Source organism: Achromobacter spanius (genome assembly GCF_003994415.1).
Classification (GTDB): domain Bacteria; phylum Pseudomonadota; class Gammaproteobacteria; order Burkholderiales; family Burkholderiaceae_B; genus Achromobacter; species Achromobacter spanius_C.
This window is the reverse complement of record NZ_CP034689.1, coordinates 1,887,403-1,907,505: the sequence shown is the minus strand read 5'-3', so window position 1 is coordinate 1,907,505 and position 20,103 is coordinate 1,887,403. Positions and strand designations below refer to the sequence as shown.

22 protein-coding genes are annotated in these 20,103 nt (G+C 63.9%); 7 read left to right on the top strand and 15 right to left on the bottom strand.

The genetic code is table 11. From position 1 onward, the window contains the following. Positions 1-11: 11 nt before the first annotated feature. Positions 12-1,199 (bottom strand): alanine transaminase, encoded by a 1,188-nt coding sequence (alaC, locus tag ELS24_RS08665; RefSeq protein WP_050445988.1) that lies wholly within the window; start codon positions 1,197-1,199, stop codon positions 12-14. A 280-nt stretch (positions 1,200-1,479) separates the two neighbouring features. On the opposite strand from alaC, the gene ELS24_RS08660 reads away from it, so the two are divergent. The 3 genes from ELS24_RS08660 to ELS24_RS08650 are packed head-to-tail and all read left to right on the top strand — an operon-like array spanning position 1,480 to position 4,159. Beyond that, entirely contained in the window at positions 1,480-1,941 is a 462-nt protein-coding gene (locus ELS24_RS08660; RefSeq protein WP_050445990.1) for an Mth938-like domain-containing protein, read from the top strand. Continuing rightward, the gene (locus ELS24_RS08655) at positions 1,938-2,402 is read left to right on the top strand and encodes a peroxiredoxin (protein ID WP_050445991.1); all 465 of its coding nucleotides are present in this window, start codon (positions 1,938-1,940) and stop codon (positions 2,400-2,402) included. Before ELS24_RS08660 ends, ELS24_RS08655 begins: the two co-directional genes overlap by 4 nt. A gap of 56 nt (positions 2,403-2,458) precedes the next feature. Beyond that, positions 2,459-4,159, top strand: coding sequence for a PhoH family protein (locus tag ELS24_RS08650; protein ID WP_050445992.1), 1,701 nt, complete (start codon positions 2,459-2,461; stop codon positions 4,157-4,159). A 115-nt stretch (positions 4,160-4,274) separates the two neighbouring features. Here ELS24_RS08650 and ELS24_RS08645 read toward each other — a convergent pair whose 3' ends face one another. The 7 genes from ELS24_RS08645 to ELS24_RS08615 all read right to left on the bottom strand — a co-directional run bounded on the left by ELS24_RS08645 (position 4,275) and on the right by ELS24_RS08615 (position 9,747). Then, positions 4,275-4,406, bottom strand: coding sequence for an entericidin A/B family lipoprotein (locus ELS24_RS08645; protein WP_006218367.1), 132 nt, complete (start codon positions 4,404-4,406; stop codon positions 4,275-4,277). 46 nt (positions 4,407-4,452) lie between these two features. Then, positions 4,453-5,148 (bottom strand): fumarylacetoacetate hydrolase family protein, encoded by a 696-nt coding sequence (locus ELS24_RS08640; RefSeq protein WP_050445993.1) that lies wholly within the window; start codon positions 5,146-5,148, stop codon positions 4,453-4,455. A gap of 151 nt (positions 5,149-5,299) precedes the next feature. Continuing rightward, positions 5,300-5,602: a Dabb family protein gene (locus ELS24_RS08635; RefSeq protein ID WP_050445994.1), complete on the bottom strand. Its 303-nt coding sequence runs from the start codon at positions 5,600-5,602 to the stop codon at positions 5,300-5,302. Continuing rightward, positions 5,602-7,479, bottom strand: coding sequence for an ABC transporter permease (locus ELS24_RS08630; RefSeq protein ID WP_050445996.1), 1,878 nt, complete (start codon positions 7,477-7,479; stop codon positions 5,602-5,604). The genes ELS24_RS08635 and ELS24_RS08630 overlap by 1 nt, the downstream gene beginning before the upstream one ends. Before the next feature lie 13 nt (positions 7,480-7,492). Then, positions 7,493-8,185: an ABC transporter ATP-binding protein gene (locus ELS24_RS08625; protein ID WP_127183855.1), complete on the bottom strand. Its 693-nt coding sequence runs from the start codon at positions 8,183-8,185 to the stop codon at positions 7,493-7,495. A 1-nt stretch (position 8,186) separates the two neighbouring features. Next, positions 8,187-8,957, bottom strand: coding sequence for an ABC transporter ATP-binding protein (locus ELS24_RS08620; RefSeq protein WP_127183854.1), 771 nt, complete (start codon positions 8,955-8,957; stop codon positions 8,187-8,189). Positions 8,958-8,967: 10 nt separating this feature from the next. Then, positions 8,968-9,747, bottom strand: coding sequence for an SDR family NAD(P)-dependent oxidoreductase (locus tag ELS24_RS08615; RefSeq protein WP_127183853.1), 780 nt, complete (start codon positions 9,745-9,747; stop codon positions 8,968-8,970). A 174-nt stretch (positions 9,748-9,921) separates the two neighbouring features. Here ELS24_RS08615 and ELS24_RS08610 point away from each other — a divergent pair, with 174 nt between their 5' ends. The 4 genes from ELS24_RS08610 (at position 9,922) to ELS24_RS08595 (ending at position 13,244) form a co-directional block, all read left to right on the top strand. Then, a complete protein-coding gene (locus ELS24_RS08610; RefSeq protein ID WP_050446001.1) occupies positions 9,922-10,320 on the top strand; it encodes a cupin domain-containing protein in 399 nt (132 codons plus the stop codon). A gap of 99 nt (positions 10,321-10,419) precedes the next feature. Beyond that, positions 10,420-11,631 (top strand): ABC transporter substrate-binding protein, encoded by a 1,212-nt coding sequence (locus tag ELS24_RS08605; RefSeq protein WP_050446003.1) that lies wholly within the window; start codon positions 10,420-10,422, stop codon positions 11,629-11,631. Next, positions 11,631-12,392: an SDR family oxidoreductase gene (locus ELS24_RS08600; protein WP_127186280.1), complete on the top strand. Its 762-nt coding sequence runs from the start codon at positions 11,631-11,633 to the stop codon at positions 12,390-12,392. The genes ELS24_RS08605 and ELS24_RS08600 overlap by 1 nt, the downstream gene beginning before the upstream one ends. A 15-nt stretch (positions 12,393-12,407) precedes the next feature. Continuing rightward, entirely contained in the window at positions 12,408-13,244 is an 837-nt protein-coding gene (locus ELS24_RS08595; RefSeq protein WP_127183852.1) for an IclR family transcriptional regulator, read from the top strand. On the opposite strand, the gene ppa is transcribed toward ELS24_RS08595, so the two are convergent. The 7 genes from ppa to ELS24_RS08560 form a co-directional block, all read right to left on the bottom strand. After that, positions 13,245-13,775: an inorganic diphosphatase gene (gene ppa, locus ELS24_RS08590; protein ID WP_050446009.1), complete on the bottom strand. Its 531-nt coding sequence runs from the start codon at positions 13,773-13,775 to the stop codon at positions 13,245-13,247. Positions 13,776-13,807: 32 nt separating this feature from the next. Then, on the bottom strand, positions 13,808-15,427 hold the full coding sequence (locus ELS24_RS08585; protein WP_050446010.1) for a heme biosynthesis HemY N-terminal domain-containing protein: 1,620 nt from the start codon (positions 15,425-15,427) through the stop codon (positions 13,808-13,810). Between the two features lie 5 nt (positions 15,428-15,432). Continuing rightward, the gene (locus ELS24_RS08580) at positions 15,433-16,626 is read right to left on the bottom strand and encodes a uroporphyrinogen-III C-methyltransferase (protein WP_127183851.1); all 1,194 of its coding nucleotides are present in this window, start codon (positions 16,624-16,626) and stop codon (positions 15,433-15,435) included. Between the two features lie 37 nt (positions 16,627-16,663). Continuing rightward, positions 16,664-17,464 carry a uroporphyrinogen-III synthase gene (locus ELS24_RS08575; protein ID WP_050446011.1) on the bottom strand — a complete coding sequence of 267 codons (801 nt, stop codon included), beginning with the start codon at positions 17,462-17,464 and terminating at the stop codon, positions 16,664-16,666. Continuing rightward, positions 17,464-18,411, bottom strand: a complete 948-nt coding sequence (gene hemC / locus ELS24_RS08570) for a hydroxymethylbilane synthase (protein ID WP_127183850.1) — start codon at positions 18,409-18,411, stop codon at positions 17,464-17,466. The genes ELS24_RS08575 and hemC overlap by 1 nt, the downstream gene beginning before the upstream one ends. 118 nt (positions 18,412-18,529) lie before the next feature. Continuing rightward, complete coding sequence (locus tag ELS24_RS08565; RefSeq protein WP_039883011.1) at positions 18,530-19,249, bottom strand: TerC family protein; 720 nt, start codon at positions 19,247-19,249, stop codon at positions 18,530-18,532. Positions 19,250-19,366: 117 nt separating this feature from the next. Beyond that, on the bottom strand, positions 19,367-20,065 hold the full coding sequence (locus ELS24_RS08560; RefSeq protein WP_050446013.1) for a TerC family protein: 699 nt from the start codon (positions 20,063-20,065) through the stop codon (positions 19,367-19,369). Between the last annotated feature and the right edge of the window lie 38 nt (positions 20,066-20,103).

The following is a 20,103-nucleotide window of genomic DNA, read 5'->3' as shown; positions in this document are numbered from 1 at the left end:
TTCAGGGGTATTCATTTCAGCAATCCGTCCTTGCGGAACATATCTTTGATGCCGCGCACCGCTTGACGGGTGCGCTGCTCGTTTTCGATAAGAGCGAAGCGTACGTAGTCGTCGCCATACTCGCCGAAGCCGATCCCGGGGGACACGGCCACTTTCGCATCCGACAGGACACGCTTGGCAAATTCCAAAGAGCCCATCGCCTTGTAGGGTTCGGGGATCTGCGCCCAGATATACATGGACGCCTTCGGAATTTCCACATTCCAACCTGCTTCGTGCAGACCGCGCGCCAGCACGTCGCGGCGGCTCTGGTATTGGGCCACGATCTCGTTCACGCAGTCCTGCGGGCCGTCCAGCGCGGCAATCGAGGCCACCTGGATCGGCGTGAACGTACCGTAGTCGTGATAGCTCTTGATGCGCGCCAGCGCGTTGACCAGTTCACGGTTGCCGACCATGTAGCCGATGCGCCAGCCCGCCATGTTGTAGCTCTTGCTCATCGTGAAGAACTCGACGGCCACATCGCGCGCGCCGGGCACTTGCATGATGGACGGAGCCACGTAGCCGTCGAAGGTGATGTCGGCGTAGGCCAGGTCATGCACCACCAGGATGTCGTGTTCCTTGGCCAGCGCCACGACGCGTTCGAAGAACGACAGGTCCACGCACTGCGCGGTCGGGTTGCTGGGAAAGCCCAGCACCATCATCTTGGGCTTCGGAATGGACTCGCGCACCGCGCGTTCCAGCTCTTCGAAGAAATCGACGCCGGGCGTCATGCGCACCGAGCGGATGTTGGCGCCGGCAATCACCGCGCCATAGATGTGGATCGGGTAGCTGGGGTTGGGCACCAGCACCGTGTCGCCGCGGTCCAGCGTGGCCAGCATCAAGTGAGCCAGGCCTTCCTTTGAACCGATGGTGACGATGGCTTCGGAATCCGGATCGAATTCCACCGCGTAGCGGCGCTGATACCAGTCACAGATGGCCTTGCGCAGACGCGGGATGCCCTTGGACACCGAATAGCCGTGCGTGGTCGGGCGCGAGGTGGCCTCAACCATCTTGTCGACGATGTGCTTGGGCGTTGCGCCATCCGGATTACCCATGGACATGTCGATGATGTCCTCGCCCCGCCGACGCGCCGCCATCTTGAGCTCGCCAGTAATGTTGAAAACGTACGGGGGCAAACGCTCGATGCGAGAGAACTTCCTCATGATGGGAATCCTTAGGGGCGGAAAGGGCGAAAAAACCAGGGCGCGGTCGCGCGAAGGGGAAAAGGGCTCAAGGCCGCGCCAGCACACGTTTGCAGCGCAGCAAAACCCTGTAATCTAGCGCAACGACGGCCATGCGGCAAATGGGGCAAAAACGGGCCCGTTTCCCCATTGAAAAGACAGGGTTTTTTTCGGCCGTTCCCACCTCGTAAAAAGCGCCCATCATGGCAACCCATGGCGAGTCTGATGCGCTATCATCAAGCCCATCAAGCCGGAGTTTTTATTGAAGCTGCATACCGATCCTGCAACGGCCGCGCTGAACACCGTCACCGCTTACGGTGAGGGTTACATCGAGGTCAACCAAGTCCGTTTTTCTTCGTCGGTCGCATTTGGCCCCGAAGGCGAAGTTGCCGAATGGCCCGCTGCATCGCCGGCCGACATCACCTCTTCCCTGTTGCATCAGGCGGCCGGCTTGACCGAGCCCGTCCGCGACCCGATGGCCTTCCTGGACGAACCGGAAGCCAGCCCCAGCCGCCCGGCCAATGCGCCCGAAGTGCTGCTGGTGGGCACGGGCGCCCGGCAACAGTTCCTGCGTCCCGAAGTGTTGCGTCCCCTGTTGGCCATGGGAATCGGCGTCGAGATCATGGACACGCACGCCGCCTCTCGCACCTACAACATCCTGATGGCCGAGGGCCGACGCGTGGTCGTCGCCCTTATCCCTCCCAACGGAGAATCACAGAAATGACGCCCAGCATCGGCAAGCCCGCCCCGCCCTTCACCGCGGAAAGCACCATTGGCCCGATCAGCCTGGAACAATGCCAGGGCCGCGCCGTGATCCTGTATTTCTACCCCAAGGACAACACGCCTGGCTGTACCACCGAAAGCCAGGACTTCCGCGACCTGCACGCCGAATTCCTGGCGGCCAGCGCCGTGGTCATCGGTATCTCGCGCGACTCACTCAAGTCGCATGAGAACTTCAAGACCAAGTACGAACTTCCTTTCCCCCTTATCTCCGACGCCGACGAAACCGTGTGCAATCTGTTCGGCGTCATCAAGCAGAAGAATATGTACGGCAAGCAGGTGCGAGGCATTGAGCGCAGCACCTTTTTGATCGACGCCTATGGCGTGCTGGTGCAGGAGTGGCGCGGGGTGAAGGTCCCGGGCCACGCCAAGGAAGTCCTGCAGGCCGCAAAAAGCATCGGTTAGCCGTACCGGAACAGCCGTCAGGCGCTATAGCTGGCCCACCCTGGAGAGTGACGCATATGCCGCTTCCGAAGTTGCCCACCCGTCCCGCAGCCATCCTGACCTTCCCCTCGGGCGAGACCGCCCGGGCGCAGGCCCGCACCACCAAGACTGCCGCTGCGCAGTCCAACGCCCAAGTCGCGCTTGCCGATGACGATGACGAGCTGCTCATGCAGCCCGAACTCGACGGCATGACGGCCCCGGCCCGCAAGGCGCAGATTCCCGCGCCCGCTCGCCAAGTGCCTCCGCCCGCCCCCGCACCCGCCGCCAGCACACCGGCGCGTCCGGCCAAGGCCGCAACCAGCCCAACCAAACGCGCCAAGCCGCGCGCCCAGAACGAGCCGCGCAAGCTGTTCGTCCTGGACACGAACGTACTGCTGCACGACCCCAGCTCGCTGTTCCGCTTCGAAGAGCACGACATCTTCCTGCCGATGATGACGCTGGAAGAGCTGGACCACCAAAAGAAAGGCATGTCGGAAGTGGCGCGCAATGCGCGCCAGGTCAGCCGCTCGCTGGACGCGCTGGTGCAAGACGCCACGCAACTGGACGAAGGGCTGGAACTGGCCAAGCTGGGCAACAAGGACGCCACCGGCCGCCTGATGTTCCAGACGACCGCCATCCACAGCACGCTGCCGTCCGACCTGCCCATGGGCAAGGCCGACAACCAGATCCTGGGCGTGGTGCGCGCCTTGCAAGAAAAATTCCCGCAGCGCGAAGTGGTGCTGGTGTCCAAGGACATCAACATGCGCCTGAAGGCGCGTGCGCTGGGCATGGCCGCGGAAGACTACTTCAACGACCACGTCCTGGAAGATTCGGACCTGATGTATTCGGGCGTGATGCAACTGCCCGAAGACTTCTGGAACAAGCACGGCAAGGACGTGGAATCGTGGCAGCAAGGCGGCACCACCTTCTACCGCATCCACGGCCCGCTGTGCTCGCAATTCGTCGTCAACCAGTTCGTCTACTTCGAAGGCCAGATGCCGCTTTACGCGCAAGTGCGCGAAGTCAGCGGCAAGATGGCGGTGCTGGCCACCCTGCGCGACTACACCCACGGCAAGAACAACGTCTGGGGCATCACCGCGCGCAACCGCGAGCAGAATTTCGCCATGAACCTGCTGATGAATCCGGAGTGCGACTTCGTGTCGCTGCTGGGCCAGGCAGGCACGGGCAAAACGCTGTTGGCGCTGGCGGCAGGTATTACGCAGGTGCTGGAAACCAAGCGCTACACCGAAATCATCATGACGCGCGTCACGGTGCCGGTTGGTGAAGACATCGGTTTCCTGCCCGGCACGGAAGAAGAAAAGATGCTGCCGTGGATGGGCGCGCTGGAAGACAACCTGGATGTGCTCAATATGGGCGAAGGCGAAGGCAACGGGGACTGGGGGCGCGCCGCCACCATGGACCTGATCCGTTCGCGCATCAAGGTCAAGTCGCTGAACTTCATGCGCGGCCGCACGTTCCTGAACAAGTACCTGATCATCGACGAAGCGCAGAACCTGACGCCCAAGCAGATGAAGACGCTGGTAACCCGCGCGGGCCCCGGCACCAAGGTGATCTGCCTGGGCAACGTCGCCCAGATCGATACGCCTTACCTGACCGAAGGCAGCTCGGGCCTGACGTTCGTGGTTGACCGCTTCAAGGGCTGGCCGCATTCCGGCCACGTCACCTTGCAGCGCGGCGAACGTTCACGCCTGGCCGACTACGCGGGGGACGTGCTGTAAGGCATGTTCTATAAGGCCTGTGCCGTCACGGCACGGTGCTCTCCGCATGAAAAAAGCCCCTTGAAAGAAATTTCAAGGGGCTTTTTCCTGCCTTTACAACCTGGCCGACGATGTCTTACTTGTCGGCCGCGTTGGTGATGGCATTGCCGGCCCGGGACATATCGCGGCCCATCCCCGCCACGGTATTGCAACCGGCGAGCACGAATCCGAATACAACAAAGGCGGTCAGCACGATCTTGCCGCGCATACTGTCAACTCCTGAACGATAGAAACAAAATCTAGGCCAAGACGGGTCAGACGATCTGCACGCGCAGTTCGCCCAGCCCTTCCACGCCACCCGTGATCACGTCGCCTTGCACCACGGCGCCCACGCCTTCGGGCGTGCCGGTGAAGATGATGTCGCCCGGTTGCAGTTCAAACAGGCCCGACAGGTAGGAAATGCTTTCCGGAATATTCCACAGCATCTGCGAGATGTCGCTCGCCTGCTTGCGCTGGCCGTTCACGTCCAGCCAGATCGCGCCCTTGTCCAGCGTGCCCACGACGCTGCGCGGGTGAATCGGGCCGATCGGGGCGGACTCATCGAAGGCCTTGCCGATTTCCCAGGGGCGGCCCTGCTTTTTCATTTCGCCTTGCAGATCGCGGCGGGTCATGTCCAGACCCAGCGCGTAGCCCCACACGCAGTCATTGGCTTGGTCGACCGGAATGTCACGGCCGCCCTTGCCCAGCACCACAACCAACTCCATTTCGTAGTGCAGGTTCGAGGTCTTGGGCGGGTACGTCATCTTGCCCGTCTCGCCATCAGCCACCGAGCGCACGGCGTCGGCGGGCTTGCAGAAGAAGAACGGGTCTTCACGGCCGGTGAAACCCATTTCCTTGGCGTGTTCGGCGTAGTTGCGGCCCACGCAGTAAACGCGGCGCACCGGAAACAGCGCGGCGCTGCCGGCAACGGGGACCGCCACGGGCGGTTGGGGAGGTAATACGTAGTCCATGAGCGATCAACCTATGACAAGTACGTGACTGTAAACCGGCCAATATCTTACCCCCGGCGACCGAGGGCATTCTCAGCCGGGGGCCGCCCGGCGATAAAAATCTTCCGCGAGTTTATCCCTTTCCCGGCAGCCCGGCGCGGCCACGTTTCGTTCAGGAAAATGTAGGGATCTCGCCATCGAAAACCACCAGGCGGTCGATGAAATCCGCCATATAGGTTTTCATTTCCTGATGCGCGGGCGACACCTGGTAGCGGTCATGCGCCGCGCTGTCCGTAAAGGCCGCCACCACGGCGTGCGTCAGGCCATCGGCGCGGTTGGCCTGGTTAGGCCGGAACGCGTAGCCGGCCACCCCCTCGCATTCGGCCAGGATGCGGTCGCAATAAGCTTGAACGCGGGCATGAAAATGGCTGTCGGCGGCGGGCGACAGTTGCAACATCACCACATGCAGAAACATCAGGACTCCTTTTTTGCGCCCGTCGCGGCCAACCAGGCACGCGACACCAAACCCATGATGCCGTCTCGGAACAGCAGCACGCACAGGACAAAGATTGCGCCCTGCACAATCAGCACCCAGGACCCCAGCGGCGCCAGATAGTTCTGCAGGGACACAAACGTGAAAGCGCCGACCAGCGGTCCGAACACCGTGCCGATACCGCCCAAGAGCGCCATCAACACCACTTCGCCGTTGGCGTGCCAATGCACGTCCGTCAGCGACGCCACGCCAAACACCAGCACCTTCAAGCCCCCCGCCAAGCCCGCCACCGAGGCCGACAGCGTGAACGCCAGCAACTTGTAGCGCGACGTGGAATAGCCCAATGACCGCGCCCGCTGCTCGTTGTCGCGCACCGAACGGATCACTTCGCCGAAGGGGGAATTCAGCACGCGCAACACGAAGGCATAGCCCAGGGCAAATACGGCCAGCGTGAAGTAGTACATCGGCATCACGTTCTGCAAATCGAAAATGCCGAACAGCTTGCCGCGCGGCACGCTTTGCAAGCCGTCTTCGCCCCCCGTGAAGCCCGCTTGCACCGCAATGAAGTAGACCAGTTGCGACAGCGCAAGGGTGATCATCGCGAAGTAGATGCCCTGACGGCGGATGGCGATGGCGCCGAACACCAGCCCCAGCAGCCCGCCCGTCACCACGCCCGCCAAGAGCCCGAGTTCCGGCGTGGCGCCCAGCAACTTCATGACGATACCGGTTGCATACGCGGCCGCGCCAAAGAATGCCGCATGGCCGAACGACAGCAAGCCCACGTAGCCCACCAGCAGATTGAATGCCGCGGCAAACAGCGCAAAGCACAGCACCTTCATCAAAAACGTGGGGTAGACGAACCACGGCGCGGCCAAGGCCACCACGGCCAGCACCGCCATCGCCACGCGCATGGCGCGGCGGCTCAGTTGCACCGGTTGGCGCGTGGCTTCGGCGGCCAGCACGTTTTGCACCTGCAAAGGCTTGCCGAACAGCCCGGCCGGCTTGCACAGCAGCACCAGCACCATGATGATGAAGATCGCCAGGTTGGCGGCCTCGGGGTAGAACACCTTGGTCAGGCCTTCGATGATGCCCAGCCCGAAGCCGCTGACGATAGCGCCCATGATGGACCCCATGCCGCCAATCACCACCACCGCGAACACCACCACGACCAGGTTCGACCCCATCATCGGGCTCACCTGGTAGATGGGCGCCGCGATCACGCCCGCCACCGAGGCCAGCGCCACGCCCAGCGCGTAGGTCAGCGTGATCAGCAAGGGCACGTTGATGCCGAACGAGCGCACGATGGTGGGGTTCTCGGTGGCGGCGCGCAGCATGGCGCCCACGCGCGTTTTCTCGATCAGCACCCATACCGCCAGGCACAGCACCAGCGACACCACCACCGCCCAGCCGCGGTACCAAGGCAGGAACATGAAGCCCAGGTTCACACCCCCGGTCAGCGCCTTGGGAATGGTGTAGGGCAGGCCCGACACGCCATAGGCCTGACGCAGCCCGCCTTCAATCAGAAGGGCAATGCCAAAGGTCAGCAGCAGCCCATACAAGTGGTCCATGCGATAGGTGCGGGAAATCAACAGGCGTTCAACCACGACGGCGAACACCGCCATGATCAGCGGCACCAGCACCAGCGCGGCCCAGTAGTTCACGCCCAGGTAATTCAGCAGCATCCAGGCCAGAAACGCGCCGGCCGTGTACTGCGCGCCATGGGCGAAGTTGATGATGTTCAACAGGCCGAAAATCACCGCCAGCCCAATCGAGAGCAAGGCGTAGAAAGAACCGTTGATCAGGCCAAGCAGAAGCTGGCCGAACAGCGCCGAGGACGGCACACCGAAAATTTCGAACACAGGAATTCTCCTTTCAGACGCCCAGGCGGCGTGCGATCCGGGCGGGATCGCGGCGCGCCTCATCCGCCGACAACTGATCCACCACGCAGCCGTGTTCCATGACGTAGTGGCGGTCGGCCACCTTGGTCGCGAAGCGAAAGTTCTGCTCGACCAGCACGATGGTGAAGCCGCGCGCTTTCAACGTGCGGATGGCTTGACCAATCTGCTGCACGATGACGGGCGCCAGGCCTTCGGTGGGCTCGTCCAGCAGGATCAATTGCGCGCCCGTGCGCAGGATGCGCGCGATGGCCAACATCTGCTGCTCGCCGCCCGACAGGTTGCCGCCGGAACTGGCGCTGCGTTCACGCAGGTTGGGAAACAGCGTGTAGATCTCGTCCAACGACATGCCGCCGTCGGCCAGCCGGGGCGGCAGCATCAGGTTTTCCGTGACGCTCAGGCTGCGGAACACCGCGCGCTCTTCGGGGCAATAGACCACGCCCAGACGCGGAATGCGGTGCGGCGCCATGCCCACGGTTTCTTGTCCGTTCAGCCGAATGGAGCCGCGCCGCTTGTCCATGATGCCCATGATGGCGCGCAAGGTGGTCGTCTTGCCGGCGCCGTTGCGGCCCAGGATGGTGACGAGCTCGCCCCGATTCACGTCGATGTTCACGCCATGCAGCACGTGCGATTCGCCGTACCAGGCGTTAAGGTCTTTGATCGCCAGCATGTCAGTGCGCCTCCTCGTCCGAACCCATGTACGCGGTGATGACGCGTTCGTCGCGCGACACCGCCGCGTAGTCGCCCTGCGCCAGCACGGCGCCGCGCGCCAGCACGGTGATGGTGTCGGACAGATCCGCCACCACGGACAGGTTGTGCTCAACCATCAGGATGCTGCGCTTGACCGACACGCGCCGGATCAGCGCCGTGATGCGGACCACGTCTTCCTGGCCCAGGCCAGCCATGGGTTCGTCCAGCAGCATGATCTCGGGGTCCAGCGCCAGCGTCATCGCGATTTCAAGCGCGCGCTTGCGGCCGTAAGGCAAAAGAGCCGCCGTCGCGTCCGCCAGGTTGGCCAGGCCGACCGCGTCCAGCAGTTCCATCGCGCGTTCGTTCAGGTGGTCCACACTGCGCCGGCTACGCCAGAAGCGCATGCCGTCGCCATGCTGGCGCATCAGCGCCACGCGCATGTTCTGCAGCACGGTCAGGCCCAGGAACACCGCCGAGATCTGGAATGAGCGCACGATGCCAAGGCGCGCGATCTGTTCCGGCGCCAGCGCCGTGATGTCGCGGCCTCGGTAGTGGATGACGCCTTCATCGGGCGTCAGGAACTTGGTCAGAAGGTTGAAGCAGGTGGTCTTGCCGGCGCCATTGGGGCCGATCAGGGCGTGGATGGAGCCTTCGTGCAGGGCAAGGGTCACGCCGTCGACGGCATTGAAGCCGCCAAAGCGCTTGACCAGCCCCTGGGCGGATAGAACCGCTTGGGTGCTTGGGGTCGTCATGATGGGCCTCTTACATGCGGGCCAACAGGCCGCCGTCGATCGCCAGGACATGCCCGTTGACGAACGAAGCGGCCTTCGAGGCCAGATACACCACGGCGGGCGCGACATCTTCCGGAGTGGCCCAGCGGCCCACCGGCACCGATGTAGATAGGAACGATTGAAACTGCGGGTTGTCTTGCAGGCCTTGCGTGAAATCGGTGCGTACGAAACCCGGCGCCAGCGCGTTGCAGGTGACCCCGCTGGCGCCGTATTCCACGGCCAAGGCGCGCGTGAACGCAGCGATGGCGCCCTTGGCGGTGGCGTAGGCCGCAATGTTGGGCATGGTGGCCTGCCCCGCCACGGAAGACATCAGCACAATGCGGCCAAAGCCGCGCTTGCCCATGCCCGGCAGCACGGCGCGCGCGCAATGGAAGGCGCCGTTCACATGCACGTTCTGCAACGCCTGCCATTCGGCGGGCGTCATCTCGACCACGGGTTTGCGATTTTGATTGCCGGCGTTGCTGACCAACACGTCAATGGCCAGGCCCGCGTTTTCCAACTGAGCCACTGCGTCGGCGACCGCGCCGGCATCCGCCACGTCGAAAGGCACGCCATGGGCCGCGATGCCCTGCGCCGCCAGGCTGGCAACGGCCGTGTCGCAGGCAGCTTGCGACAGGTCGTTGACCACCACCCTTGCACCCGCTCGGCCCAGCGCTTCGGCAATGGCGTAGCCCAGCCCCCGTGCCGCGCCCGTTACCAGCGCGACGCGTCCCGCCAGACCGAACGTCTGGTCCAGATAGTCGTGTTTCAAGCTTGTCTCCTTGTTTTATATGCACCGAATCTCTAGGTCCGGCCTGTGTCGTCCTTGCTTTTCGGCTGCAAAAACAAAGTTGACATCAATCTCAATATACGCGACTATTTTTAAACGCTCAATAACAAGATTCTTGCTTTATCTTCGATAACGAGTAATGGCTAGGAGACAATCATGGCCCTTGAAACCCCCGGCTGCCCCGCGGCCAATGCGCTGCCGCCATTGGCATCGCGCTTCCTGAAAGTGGCCGAGCTGCCCTGGAAGCCCACGCAGGTGGAAGGCATCGACATGAAGGTGCTGATGCAGGACAAGGAAAGCGGCCTGCTGACCGCCCTGTTCCGTTGGCAGCCCGGCACCGAACTGCCGCTGCACGAACACGTGGAAGTGGAACAAACCTATGTGCTGGAAGGCTCCATCGTGGACGCCGAAGGCGAGGTCTGCGCGGGCGACTATGTGTGGCGTCCGCGCGGCAACCAGCACGTGGCTCGCGCGCCCAACGGCGCGCTGGTGCTCAGCTTTTTCCTCAAGCCCAATCTGTTCATCGACGCCTACGCCGGCCAGACGCTGGAATAGGCCGACCGGCTTTTCAACCCTGCAAGACCCTGCACTAACCCGCATGACCGCCCGGCACAGGGCGGCGCGCAAAAGAACTAGCCCCCAAGGAGACACCCCATGAAGACCCGTTTCAAGAACAGCCTTGCCGCCTGCGTGTTGGGCGCCCTGTCCGTGCCCGCCATGGCGCAGGTATCGGACGATGTCGTGAAGATCGGCGTGCTGGGCGACCAGTCCGGCATGATGGCGGACCTGTCCGGCAAGTTTGGCGTCGAGGCCGTGAAGATGGCAGTTGAGGATTTCGGCGGCACCGTGCTGGGCAAGCCCATCGAAGTGATCTCGGCAGACCATCAGAACAAGGTGGACATCGGGGTGTCGGTCGCGCGCCGCTGGTACGAGAACGACAAGGTGGACCTGATTCTGGATGTGCCCAACTCGGCCATCGCCCTGGCCGTACAGGACCTGACCCGCCAGATGAAGCGCGTGGTGATCTTCACCAGCGCGGGCTCGGCCGACCTGACGGGCAAGGCGTGTTCGCCCAACGGCATGCACTGGACCTACGACACCTATGCCTACGCCACCGGCGTGGCCAATGGCGTGATCGAAGACGGCGGCAAGAGCTGGTTCTTCATCACATCCGACTACGCCTTCGGCCATTCGCTGGAACGCGACGCCATGGCCGTGGTGAAGGCCAAGGGCGGGCAAGTGGTGGGCAGTGTGCGCCACCCCATCGCCAGCTCGGACTTCTCGTCGTTCCTGTTGCAGGCGCAGGCATCGAAAGCGCAGGTCATCGGCCTGGCCAACGGCAGCGGCGACACCATCAACAGCATCAAGCAGGCGTTCGAATTCGGCATCATGGGCAGCAAGCAACGCGTGGCGGCGCTTTTCATGAGCATCGTCGACGTGCGCAGCGTGGGGCTGGAATACGCGCAGGGCCTGAACCTGGTGGAGCCCTTCTATTGGGACCAGGACGACAAGGCGCGCCAGTGGTCCGAACGCTACTTCAAGCGCACCGGCCGCATGCCGTCGATGGTGCAGGCCAGCAACTACAGCGCCACGATGCACTACCTGAACGCCATCAAGGCCGCCGGCTCGGATGCGTCGGAACCCGTGCTGAAGAAGATGCACGAGACCCCCATCAACGACTTCATGACCGAGAACGGACGCATCCGTGAAGACGGGCGCATCATGCGCGACCTGTACCTGTTCCAGGTCAAGAAGCCGTCTGAATCCAAGCGCGATTGGGACTACTACAAGCTGGTGCGCAAGATTCCGGCCGAACAGGCGTTCCGCCCGCTCAAGGAAGGCGGCTGCTCGCTGGTGAAGTCGTGATGGACGGCGCGCTGTCGCTCTTGGCTGGCAAGCGCGCCGTGGTCACGGGGGGCGCCAACCCCCGTGGCATCGGCGCGGCGGTCGTCGACCTGTTTCTTGCGCAGGGCGCCAGCGTCGCGGTGCTGGACTACGCCTACCCCGAGGGCGGCGCCAGCGCGCTGACCGATCGCCGCGTCAACCTGCACTGCGACGTCTCGCGCGGCGTCTCGTGCGAGGCTGCCCTGGAACTGGCCAACGCGGCTCTGGGCGGCATCGACGTGCTGGTCAACAACGCCGGCATCGTCGCCGCCACACGCATCTGGGATTTGCCCGAAGATGAATTCCGCCGCATGGTCGACGTCAACCTGACCGGCACCTACAACGTGACGCATGCCGCCCTGCCCGCGCTGCTGGAGAGCACGCGGCAACCGGCCATCGTCAACCTGGGGTCCACCGCCGCCTTGCGCGGCGGCGGGCTGCTGGGCGGTTCGCATTACGCGGCGTCCAAGGGCGGGGTCATCAGCTTCACCAAAGCGCTGGCGCGCGAATTGGGCCCGCGCGGCGTGCGCGCCAACTGCGTGGCGCCGGGCATTATTGAAACCGACATGACGCTGGGAAAATTCGGCGAAAATTGGGAACAAGAACTCAAACAGGGCATTCCGCTGCAACGTTTCGGCTCACCCGCCGAAGTGGCGCAAGCCATACTCTTCCTGGCCTCGGACCTGTCCTCGTATTCAACCGGCATCGTGGTCGACGTCAACGGCGGCTTCCACATTCACTAGGCACGTCCCGAAGCAATGAGCACTCCCGATCGCATGCTGTCCATACTCGACCTTTTTCGCGACGACACCACCGCCGCGTTCCAGGAGGACGTCATGGCGCATCTGGATTGCTCGCGCGCCACGGCGTATCGGTATTTGAAGTCATTGACCGAAAGCGGGCTGCTGGCGCCCACGGCGGGCGGCGCCTATGTGCTGGGTTCACGCATCATCGAACTGGACCGCCATCTGCGCCAGCATGATCCCTTGATGCGCGCCGCGCGCGAAGTCATGCGCGCCACGGGCGACGAACTGCACGCCAACCTGATGTTGTGCAGCTATTACGGCGACAAGGTCATGTGCGTGGACCGCTACTGGACCGACAACTCCATCGAATCGAGCTACGCGCGCGGCCGGCCCTTTCCCATGTTCCGGGGCGCCACGGCCAAGCCTATCCTGGCGAACCTGCCGCCCTACCAGTTGCGCAACCTGATGCTGTGGCACGCGGCCGAAATCCGCGAGGCCGGCCTGGGCGAAGACTGGGACGAATTCCGCGCCAACCTGAAACGGCTGCGCACGGCGGGCGTGTGTGTGTCGCACGGCGAGGTCGACCGCGGCCTGATGGGGATCGGCGCGGCCATCTTCAGCCCCGAGCAAAAAGTGGTGGGCAGCCTGGTGTTCATTGCCGCCCAGGCGCATACGTCGCCACAGCGCCTGGAGGTATTGCAGGCGCGCATCCAGGTGGCGGCGGCCGAGGTGTCGCAGAACCTGCAAGCCCCACAAAGCAACGGCGCGGCGGCGATCGGCATCATGCCGTCGCGGCCACGCCGCATCAGGGCCCCGGCCGGTGCAGCACCGGCGCGGACCAAAGCCTGATCAGGCCTTGTTGTAGCGTTCGACGCTGTTCACGATTTCTTCGTGAGCGGCGTCCACGCCCTTCCAACCCTTGACCTTGACCCACTTGCCCTTTTCGAGATCTTTGTAGTGCTCGAAAAAGTGCTGGATGCGGGCGACGTCTTCGGTCGGCAGGTCTTCGTACGACTTGATGTTGCGGTACGGGGGGTACAGCTTTTCGATCGGCACGGCCAAGAGCTTGGCGTCACCGCCCGACTCATCGTCCATTTCCAGCACGCCGATGGCGCGGCAGCGCACCACGGCGCCGATCTGGATCGGGAACGGGGTCAGAACCAGCACGTCGGCGGGGTCGCCGTCTTCCGACAAGGTTTGCGGGATGTAGCCGTAGTTGCACGGGTAGTGCATGGCGGTCAGCATGAAGCGGTCAACGAAAATCGCGCCCGTGTCCTTGTCGACCTCGTACTTCACCGGGTCGGCGTTCATGGGGATTTCGATGATGACGTTGAAGTCTTCCGGCAGCTTCTTGCCAGGGGAGACGCGATCAAGACTCATGATTCAACCTTGTTGTTTGTCTGAAGAAATGTTCAAAGCGAGCCGTCGTCCTTGAACGGCGGCTTGGTCGCCGGCACGGGGGCCGACGCCGGGGCGGGCGCGGGCTTCGGGCTGGTGGCAGGCGCCTGCGAATACGTGGGCACGGGATCATCGAAAGCCGCCGCCGGAATCGGGGCGCTGTCGAAGTACTCGTCAATGTCGGACGTGCCGCCAGCCAGCGGCGCGTCTTCGGGCGCCAGCGCGCGGTCGCGCTGGTCGCGGCTGACGCGGGCATCCGGGTCCAGCACGTAATCAGAGGCCGAGGCCGCCACGGCGGGCGGCAGCGGCAGGTAATCGCCAGCGATATCGGCGTCGCCATCCGTGTCAGACAAGCCCACCGCATAGCCGCCTTCGGCGTCTACACGATACGGGTCTGAGCCGGTATCCGCGGCGGGCAGCGCGCCGTCGGCGGCCAGTACCGGCAGCGCCATGCTGGCGGCGGTTGCCAGGCGCCAGTGCCGCATTGCGTCAGCAGGCCGGTCAAGGCGGTCATACAGGCTACCCAGCAAGGCGTGCGTTTGTGCATCGCTGCGCCGGCTGAGACTGCGCAACAGGTACCGTTCGGCCTGGCCCCACAACTGGCCGTTCAGGCAGAGCATGCCCAATGCGGTGAGCAGGTCGGGGTCGGTCGGGCGCTGCTGCAGCCATGTCTCGGCCTTGGCCAGACGGCGCGACACCTGCTCGGCTTCACAGCGGGCGTAAGCCGCCACCAAGGTCGGATTGAACTTGACGGCAATGGCGGCTTCCAGCACGCGCGCCGCTTCGTTGGCTTCGCCAGCGGCATCAAAGGCAGCCGCACCGGACAAGGCGACGTCGGGCAGCAGGCGCTCTTCGGCTTTCAAGTCTTTCCAGATGGCGCGCCAGGCGTCGCCATGGGCGGCTGCGCGCAAACGCGCCGCGCCGGAAGCGTCGATCAGCGCATCGGCTTCGGAGCGGGCCAGCGCATTGCGGCGCACCAGGCCCCGAGCCAGGGTAAAGACTTGTTCATGGTGATGCAGCGCGGTGTGTGCGCGCAGCAGCAGGCGCATCGTGTGCAGGTGGCGAGCGCCGCCGTCAGCCAGGGGCGCAAGCACCGCCAGCGCGCGTTCGGGACGGCCCTGGTCCAGCAGCATATCGGCCGACACCGTTGCGGCGGCTTCAACCATGCCCGGGTCCGTGCCAGCCTGCTCTTGCGCGGTGGCAAGCAGACGGTCGCGGCGATCGAACTCGCCCAAGCCGTGCGCGGCACGCGCCGCCGACAAGGCCGCCAGCACGCGGCGCGTCTGCACCTTGGTCTGGTCGAGCAGCTTGGTCAGATCTTTCTCGGCCACGGCGTAGCGGCCTTCAAGCAGGCCGATCCAGCCGCGTTCCAGCAATTCATGGTCGCGCGCCTGCGCACGCTTGCCGCGCCACACGCGAACGCGGTCCGGAATGGCAAGCAGCCACGCCAGAAGACGCAGCCCCACATAAAGCACGATGAAGGTTGCCACGATCAGCAGCACCGCCAGCGTGAGCGACATGTTGATGCGCCACGGCCAGACCAGCAACAGCACGTTGCCGGAATGCGAGCGCAGCACCACCGCCAGGGCGACGGCGATGACGGCGAGCAGCAGTGTCCAGAACCAGGTACGCATAAGGTTCAGTCCTGCTCGCTAGTCTTGAAGCCCGCGGCGCGCAAGGCGGCCACGGCGTTCAAGCTGTCGGCCACATCAGGCATGCGCACGGCGATGTCGGTCTGGGCCAACTCGCGTGCCAGCGTTTGCGCGGCGACGGTGTCGGGGGAGCGGCTGTCAAAATACTTGGACAAGGTCACGCCCACGTTGTCGAGCTCGCTCTTCCAGATGGCAGGCTGACGCATCAGCATGGCCAATTGAACGGTCAGCAGGCGCTGGCGCAGCGTGCCGCGCACCTGGTCGGCCTGTTCTGGCGACAGCAGCAGCGCGGCGGGTTCGTCAACGCGCTGAATGGTGATCAAGCCGCCCAGTTCCTGGGCCAGTGCCGAGCCGGCACGGCCGGGCCAGGAGACGACCTCGGCACGCCAGCGCTGCCACCACGGCGCGTCGGCGGGCAGGCCGGCTTGCGGATCAATGGCGGGCGCGGGTGCGGCAGCCGGTTGGGCTTCACCAGCGGCGGCCACGCCCGGCGCCACGGCATCGGGCACCAGCAGCGGCGCCTTGCCCACCAGCGCCACCAGGCGTTCGATGCGTGCGGATTGGGCGGGGATATCCACCGTGGACACCGCGCGCAGGCGGTCCAGGTCGCCGTTGATGGCTTGCTGCAGGCTGGAGAAACGCGGGCGGTCGGCACGCGCCAGACGCGATTGCGCGGTTTCCAGCGCAACGATGGCGTTGGAGACGTTGCCGGCCAGGCGCAATTGCTGATTGGCAATGGTCAGAAGTCGCTCAACGTCGTTGGCCAGCAGTTCATCGCTGGCGCTGTCATTGAAGTTCTGCCAGGCCAGTTGCAGCGCGTTGTATTGGCTTTGCGTTTCGCGGACGGTGTCTTCAAGCTCGCCCACGCGGCCGGCTTGCGCCTGGGCCAAGGCCAGCGCTTCGCGCGTGTCCTTGCGTGCCTGTGCGACGTCGGCGGTCAGGGTGTCGATACGGGAAGCCACCTCGCGCCCGGCGGACACGAACTGGGTGCGTTGTTTCCAGAGCGCATAACCCAGGCCCACGGCCAGCAGGATGACGATTATCAGGGCGGTGACCAAGGGGCCATTGCCGCGCTTGGCCGGACGGGCCTTGACGGGATCGGCCGGGGCCGATGCGGGCGCGCTTGCGCCCGGGGCGGCCGTTTGAACGACCGGATCGGTAGCGGGAGTCTTGTCTGTCATGACGCGATTGTATTCGGTGTCAGTCCGATGCAACGAATCAAGCAGCAACAAAAGCCTGGAATATCGACTCGTCGTTGGGCAAGCAGATTTTTACCATTGCTGGCCCGTCGGCGCCATGACAGGCCGGTGGGACGCGGCGCGCCAGCGACGGGTGCGTCAACACAAAACGGCATTGTTGCCACCATGAGGCAAGGCCCGCCGCGTCCAGGTTCGCGCGTATGGCATCCGCGCCTTCCCCGCTGGTGATGAGCCAGGTGGCGCGAACGCCCGCGTCCGCCCAGCGCCGCAACGCCGCCAGCGCCTCGGCATCCCAGACAGCCGGACGCCTGAGATAGGCCGCATGGCGCGTCACGACGGCGCCGTGAGCCTCAAGCTTGTCGCCCAGCCAGTCGCGGCCCTGTGTGCCGCGCACCAGCAGCACGCGGGATGGCAAGCCGGGCAGCCCGCAAAGGACCTTCCACAAGGCTTCGGAATCGTGGCTGGGCGCGTCGTCGCCGGGATGCAGGACTGTTGTATTCGCGCAAAAGGCGGCCGATTCGCGCAACGCTTGCGCGCTGGCGGGGCCCACTGTGGCGGCGATTACATCAGCGGGCCACACGCCTTCGCCATGCGCGACTGAAAGTTGCCGCAGGTATTGCTTGGCCGCGTTGCCACTGACGAACACAACCATGTCGAAGTCCGCCGGACGCGGCACCTGCGCGGCGGGAACCTCGAATGCATGGATTTCCAGGGCTGGAAGCGTGCAAGCCAACCAGCCGGCGTCGGCCAGACGGTCGGCCAGCGCCTCGTTACGGCCCTCGGGCCGCGTCAGGACGGCGACTCGGGCGGGGCTGGACATCAGTCCGGCCGAGGATCGGCTTGCAGCAGTTCCTGGAGGATGGCGGCGGCGCCGGCATCCAGCAGCTCTTGTGCAGCAGCTTCGCCCAGCTTTTCAGCATCGGCCACGGGGCCGCTGTGGGCCGTACGGACCATGCGTACGCCATCCGGCGAGGCCACCAGTGCGCGTAGCGACAGCGTATCGCCCGAGATCTGGGCGAAGGCTGCCAAGGGCACCTGACAGGAGCCGCCCAACCTGCGCGACACCGCCCGTTCCGCCAGCACGCACGACGTGGTGGGCGCGCTGATCAGCGGCGCCAGCCACGCGCGCATGTCGTCGCGATCGTTGCGAATTTCAATGCCGAGTGCGCCCTGCCCGGCTGCCGGCAGGCTATCCGCCGGATCCAGCAGGCTGCGGATACGCGTTGCCAGGCCCAGGCGTTCCAGGCCGGCGGCGGCAAGCACAATGGCGTCGTATTCGCCTTTGTCCAGCTTGCCCAGGCGGGTGTCCAGGTTGCCGCGCAGCGGCTTGACCACCAGCTCCGGAAAGCGCGCGCGTATCTGCGATTCGCGGCGCAGGCTGGACGTACCCACGACGGCACCCGCCGGCAGATCAGCCAGGCTGGCATAGCGATTGGATACGAAGGCATCGCGCGGATCCGCGCGATCAAGAATGGCGCAGAGCTCGAACGGAGCTTGCAGATCCACCGGCACGTCCTTCAAGGAGTGCACGGCCAGATCGGCCCGCCCGTCAAGCAGCGCGTTTTCAAGTTCCTTGACGAAGAGGCCCTTGCCACCGACCTTGGACAAGGTTCTGTCCAGGATCTGATCGCCTCGGGTCGTCAGGGTAAGAAGCTCAACTGCGCACGCTGGGTACAGCGTGCGCAGTCGGTCACGCACATGCTCAGCTTGCCAAAGGGCAAGCCGGCTGGCGCGGGTCGCGATGACCAGGCGTTGCGGAAGAGACACGAGCGGTCATCAAACGAAATTGGAGACGATGACCGTCGCGACTATCCCGAGGATGGCCAGCACGAAAAGGCCCTGAAGGAGGCTCAGGCCCGATTCGGATTGCTGGGGATCGACGGATCTACGCAGACTCATGTGCTGATTCCTTGGAAGCGGTTTTGCGGCTTGCAAGCCACCGTCCAAGGACAACAACGAGCAAGGCGCCGATAATTTCTGCAGCGATTTTAACCGTAGTCGGCTGCACACCGAATTGACGTTCGACAACCACATCGGTAATCAGCATGCCGCCCGCGATCCAGCCCAAGAGAGCCGCGCCAAAGGTAACAACCAGCGGATACTTGTCGATCAGCTTCAGAACCAGCGTGCTGCCCCAGATGATGATCGGCACACTGACGATCAGGCCGAAGGCGACCAGGCCGATCTGATGGTCGGCGTGGGCGTTCTGGGCCGCGCCGGCAATGGCGATCACGTTGTCCAGGCTCATCACGAAGTCGGCGATGATGATGGTCTTGATGGCTGCGGCGATGGACGTTCCGCCCTTCACATTGCCATGCGCGTCGTCTTCGGGGATCAGGAGCTTGACGCCGATCCAGACCAGCAGCAAACCGCCAACGACCTTCAGGAACGGAATCGACAGAAGCGTCAATGCAAAAGCGATCAGCACGACACGCAGGATGATGGCGCCCGCGGTGCCCCAAAGAATGCCCTGCATGCGCTGCTTGGGCGCCAAATTGCGGCACGCCAACGCGATCACGACCGCGTTATCGCCGCCGAGCAGGATGTCGATGAGAATGATCTGGAATACCGCTGCCCAACTCAGCGTCTGGAAAAACTCAAGCACTATAGAACCCCCGAAGGCATTTATGAAAAGAAAGGCCGGTCCCGAGCCGGCCATCCCGCCGCGCCGCGCGCGGCACGGCAGGATCATTCAAAACAACTGATTATTGTAATTCAGCTTTCATTCAGCTTTCTGGCGCATCAGTAAAACTTTACCAATCGCCAACACCAGCACCGCGCCCAGTGCGCCCGTCATCAGCGCGAAGCTGTGATGGGTAATGCCCAAGGCCGCGTCAATACGGGCCACCGGCTCCTGCAAGGCGGGGTCTCCGACCAGCAATTCGCCAGCGATAAAGCCCAGCAACGCCGCACCCACCCAGACGATGACGGGGAAGCGCTCGATGACCTTCAAAAGCAGCGTGCTGCCAAAGATGACCAAGGGGATGCTGATGGCCAGGCCCAACACCAGCAAAGTCGTATCGCCCATTGCCGCGGCGGCGACGGCCACCACGTTGTCCAGGCTCATGACCAAGTCGGCGATCATGATAGTGCGAATCGCGGTCAGCAGATTACCTTGCGTCTTGCCCGCGCCATCTTCTTCGCCTTCCGGCAACAGCAGCGTCACGCCGATGTAGACCAGGAGCAACGCGCCGATCAGCTTCAAGTACGGCAACAGCAACAACTTGGCGGCTACCAAGGTCAGCACGATACGCATGATGATCGCGGCGGCCGAGCCGATCGTGATCGCTTTCTTTTGCTGCGCCGGAGGCAGCGAACGCGCCGCCAGCGCAATGACCACGGCGTTGTCGCCCGATAGCAGAATATTGACCCAAATGATCTGGAGCAGCGCTATCCAGAATGCCGCTGAACTGAGTTCCATGCCTCTCTTTCCTAGGTGTTGATCCCCCTAGGACGAAC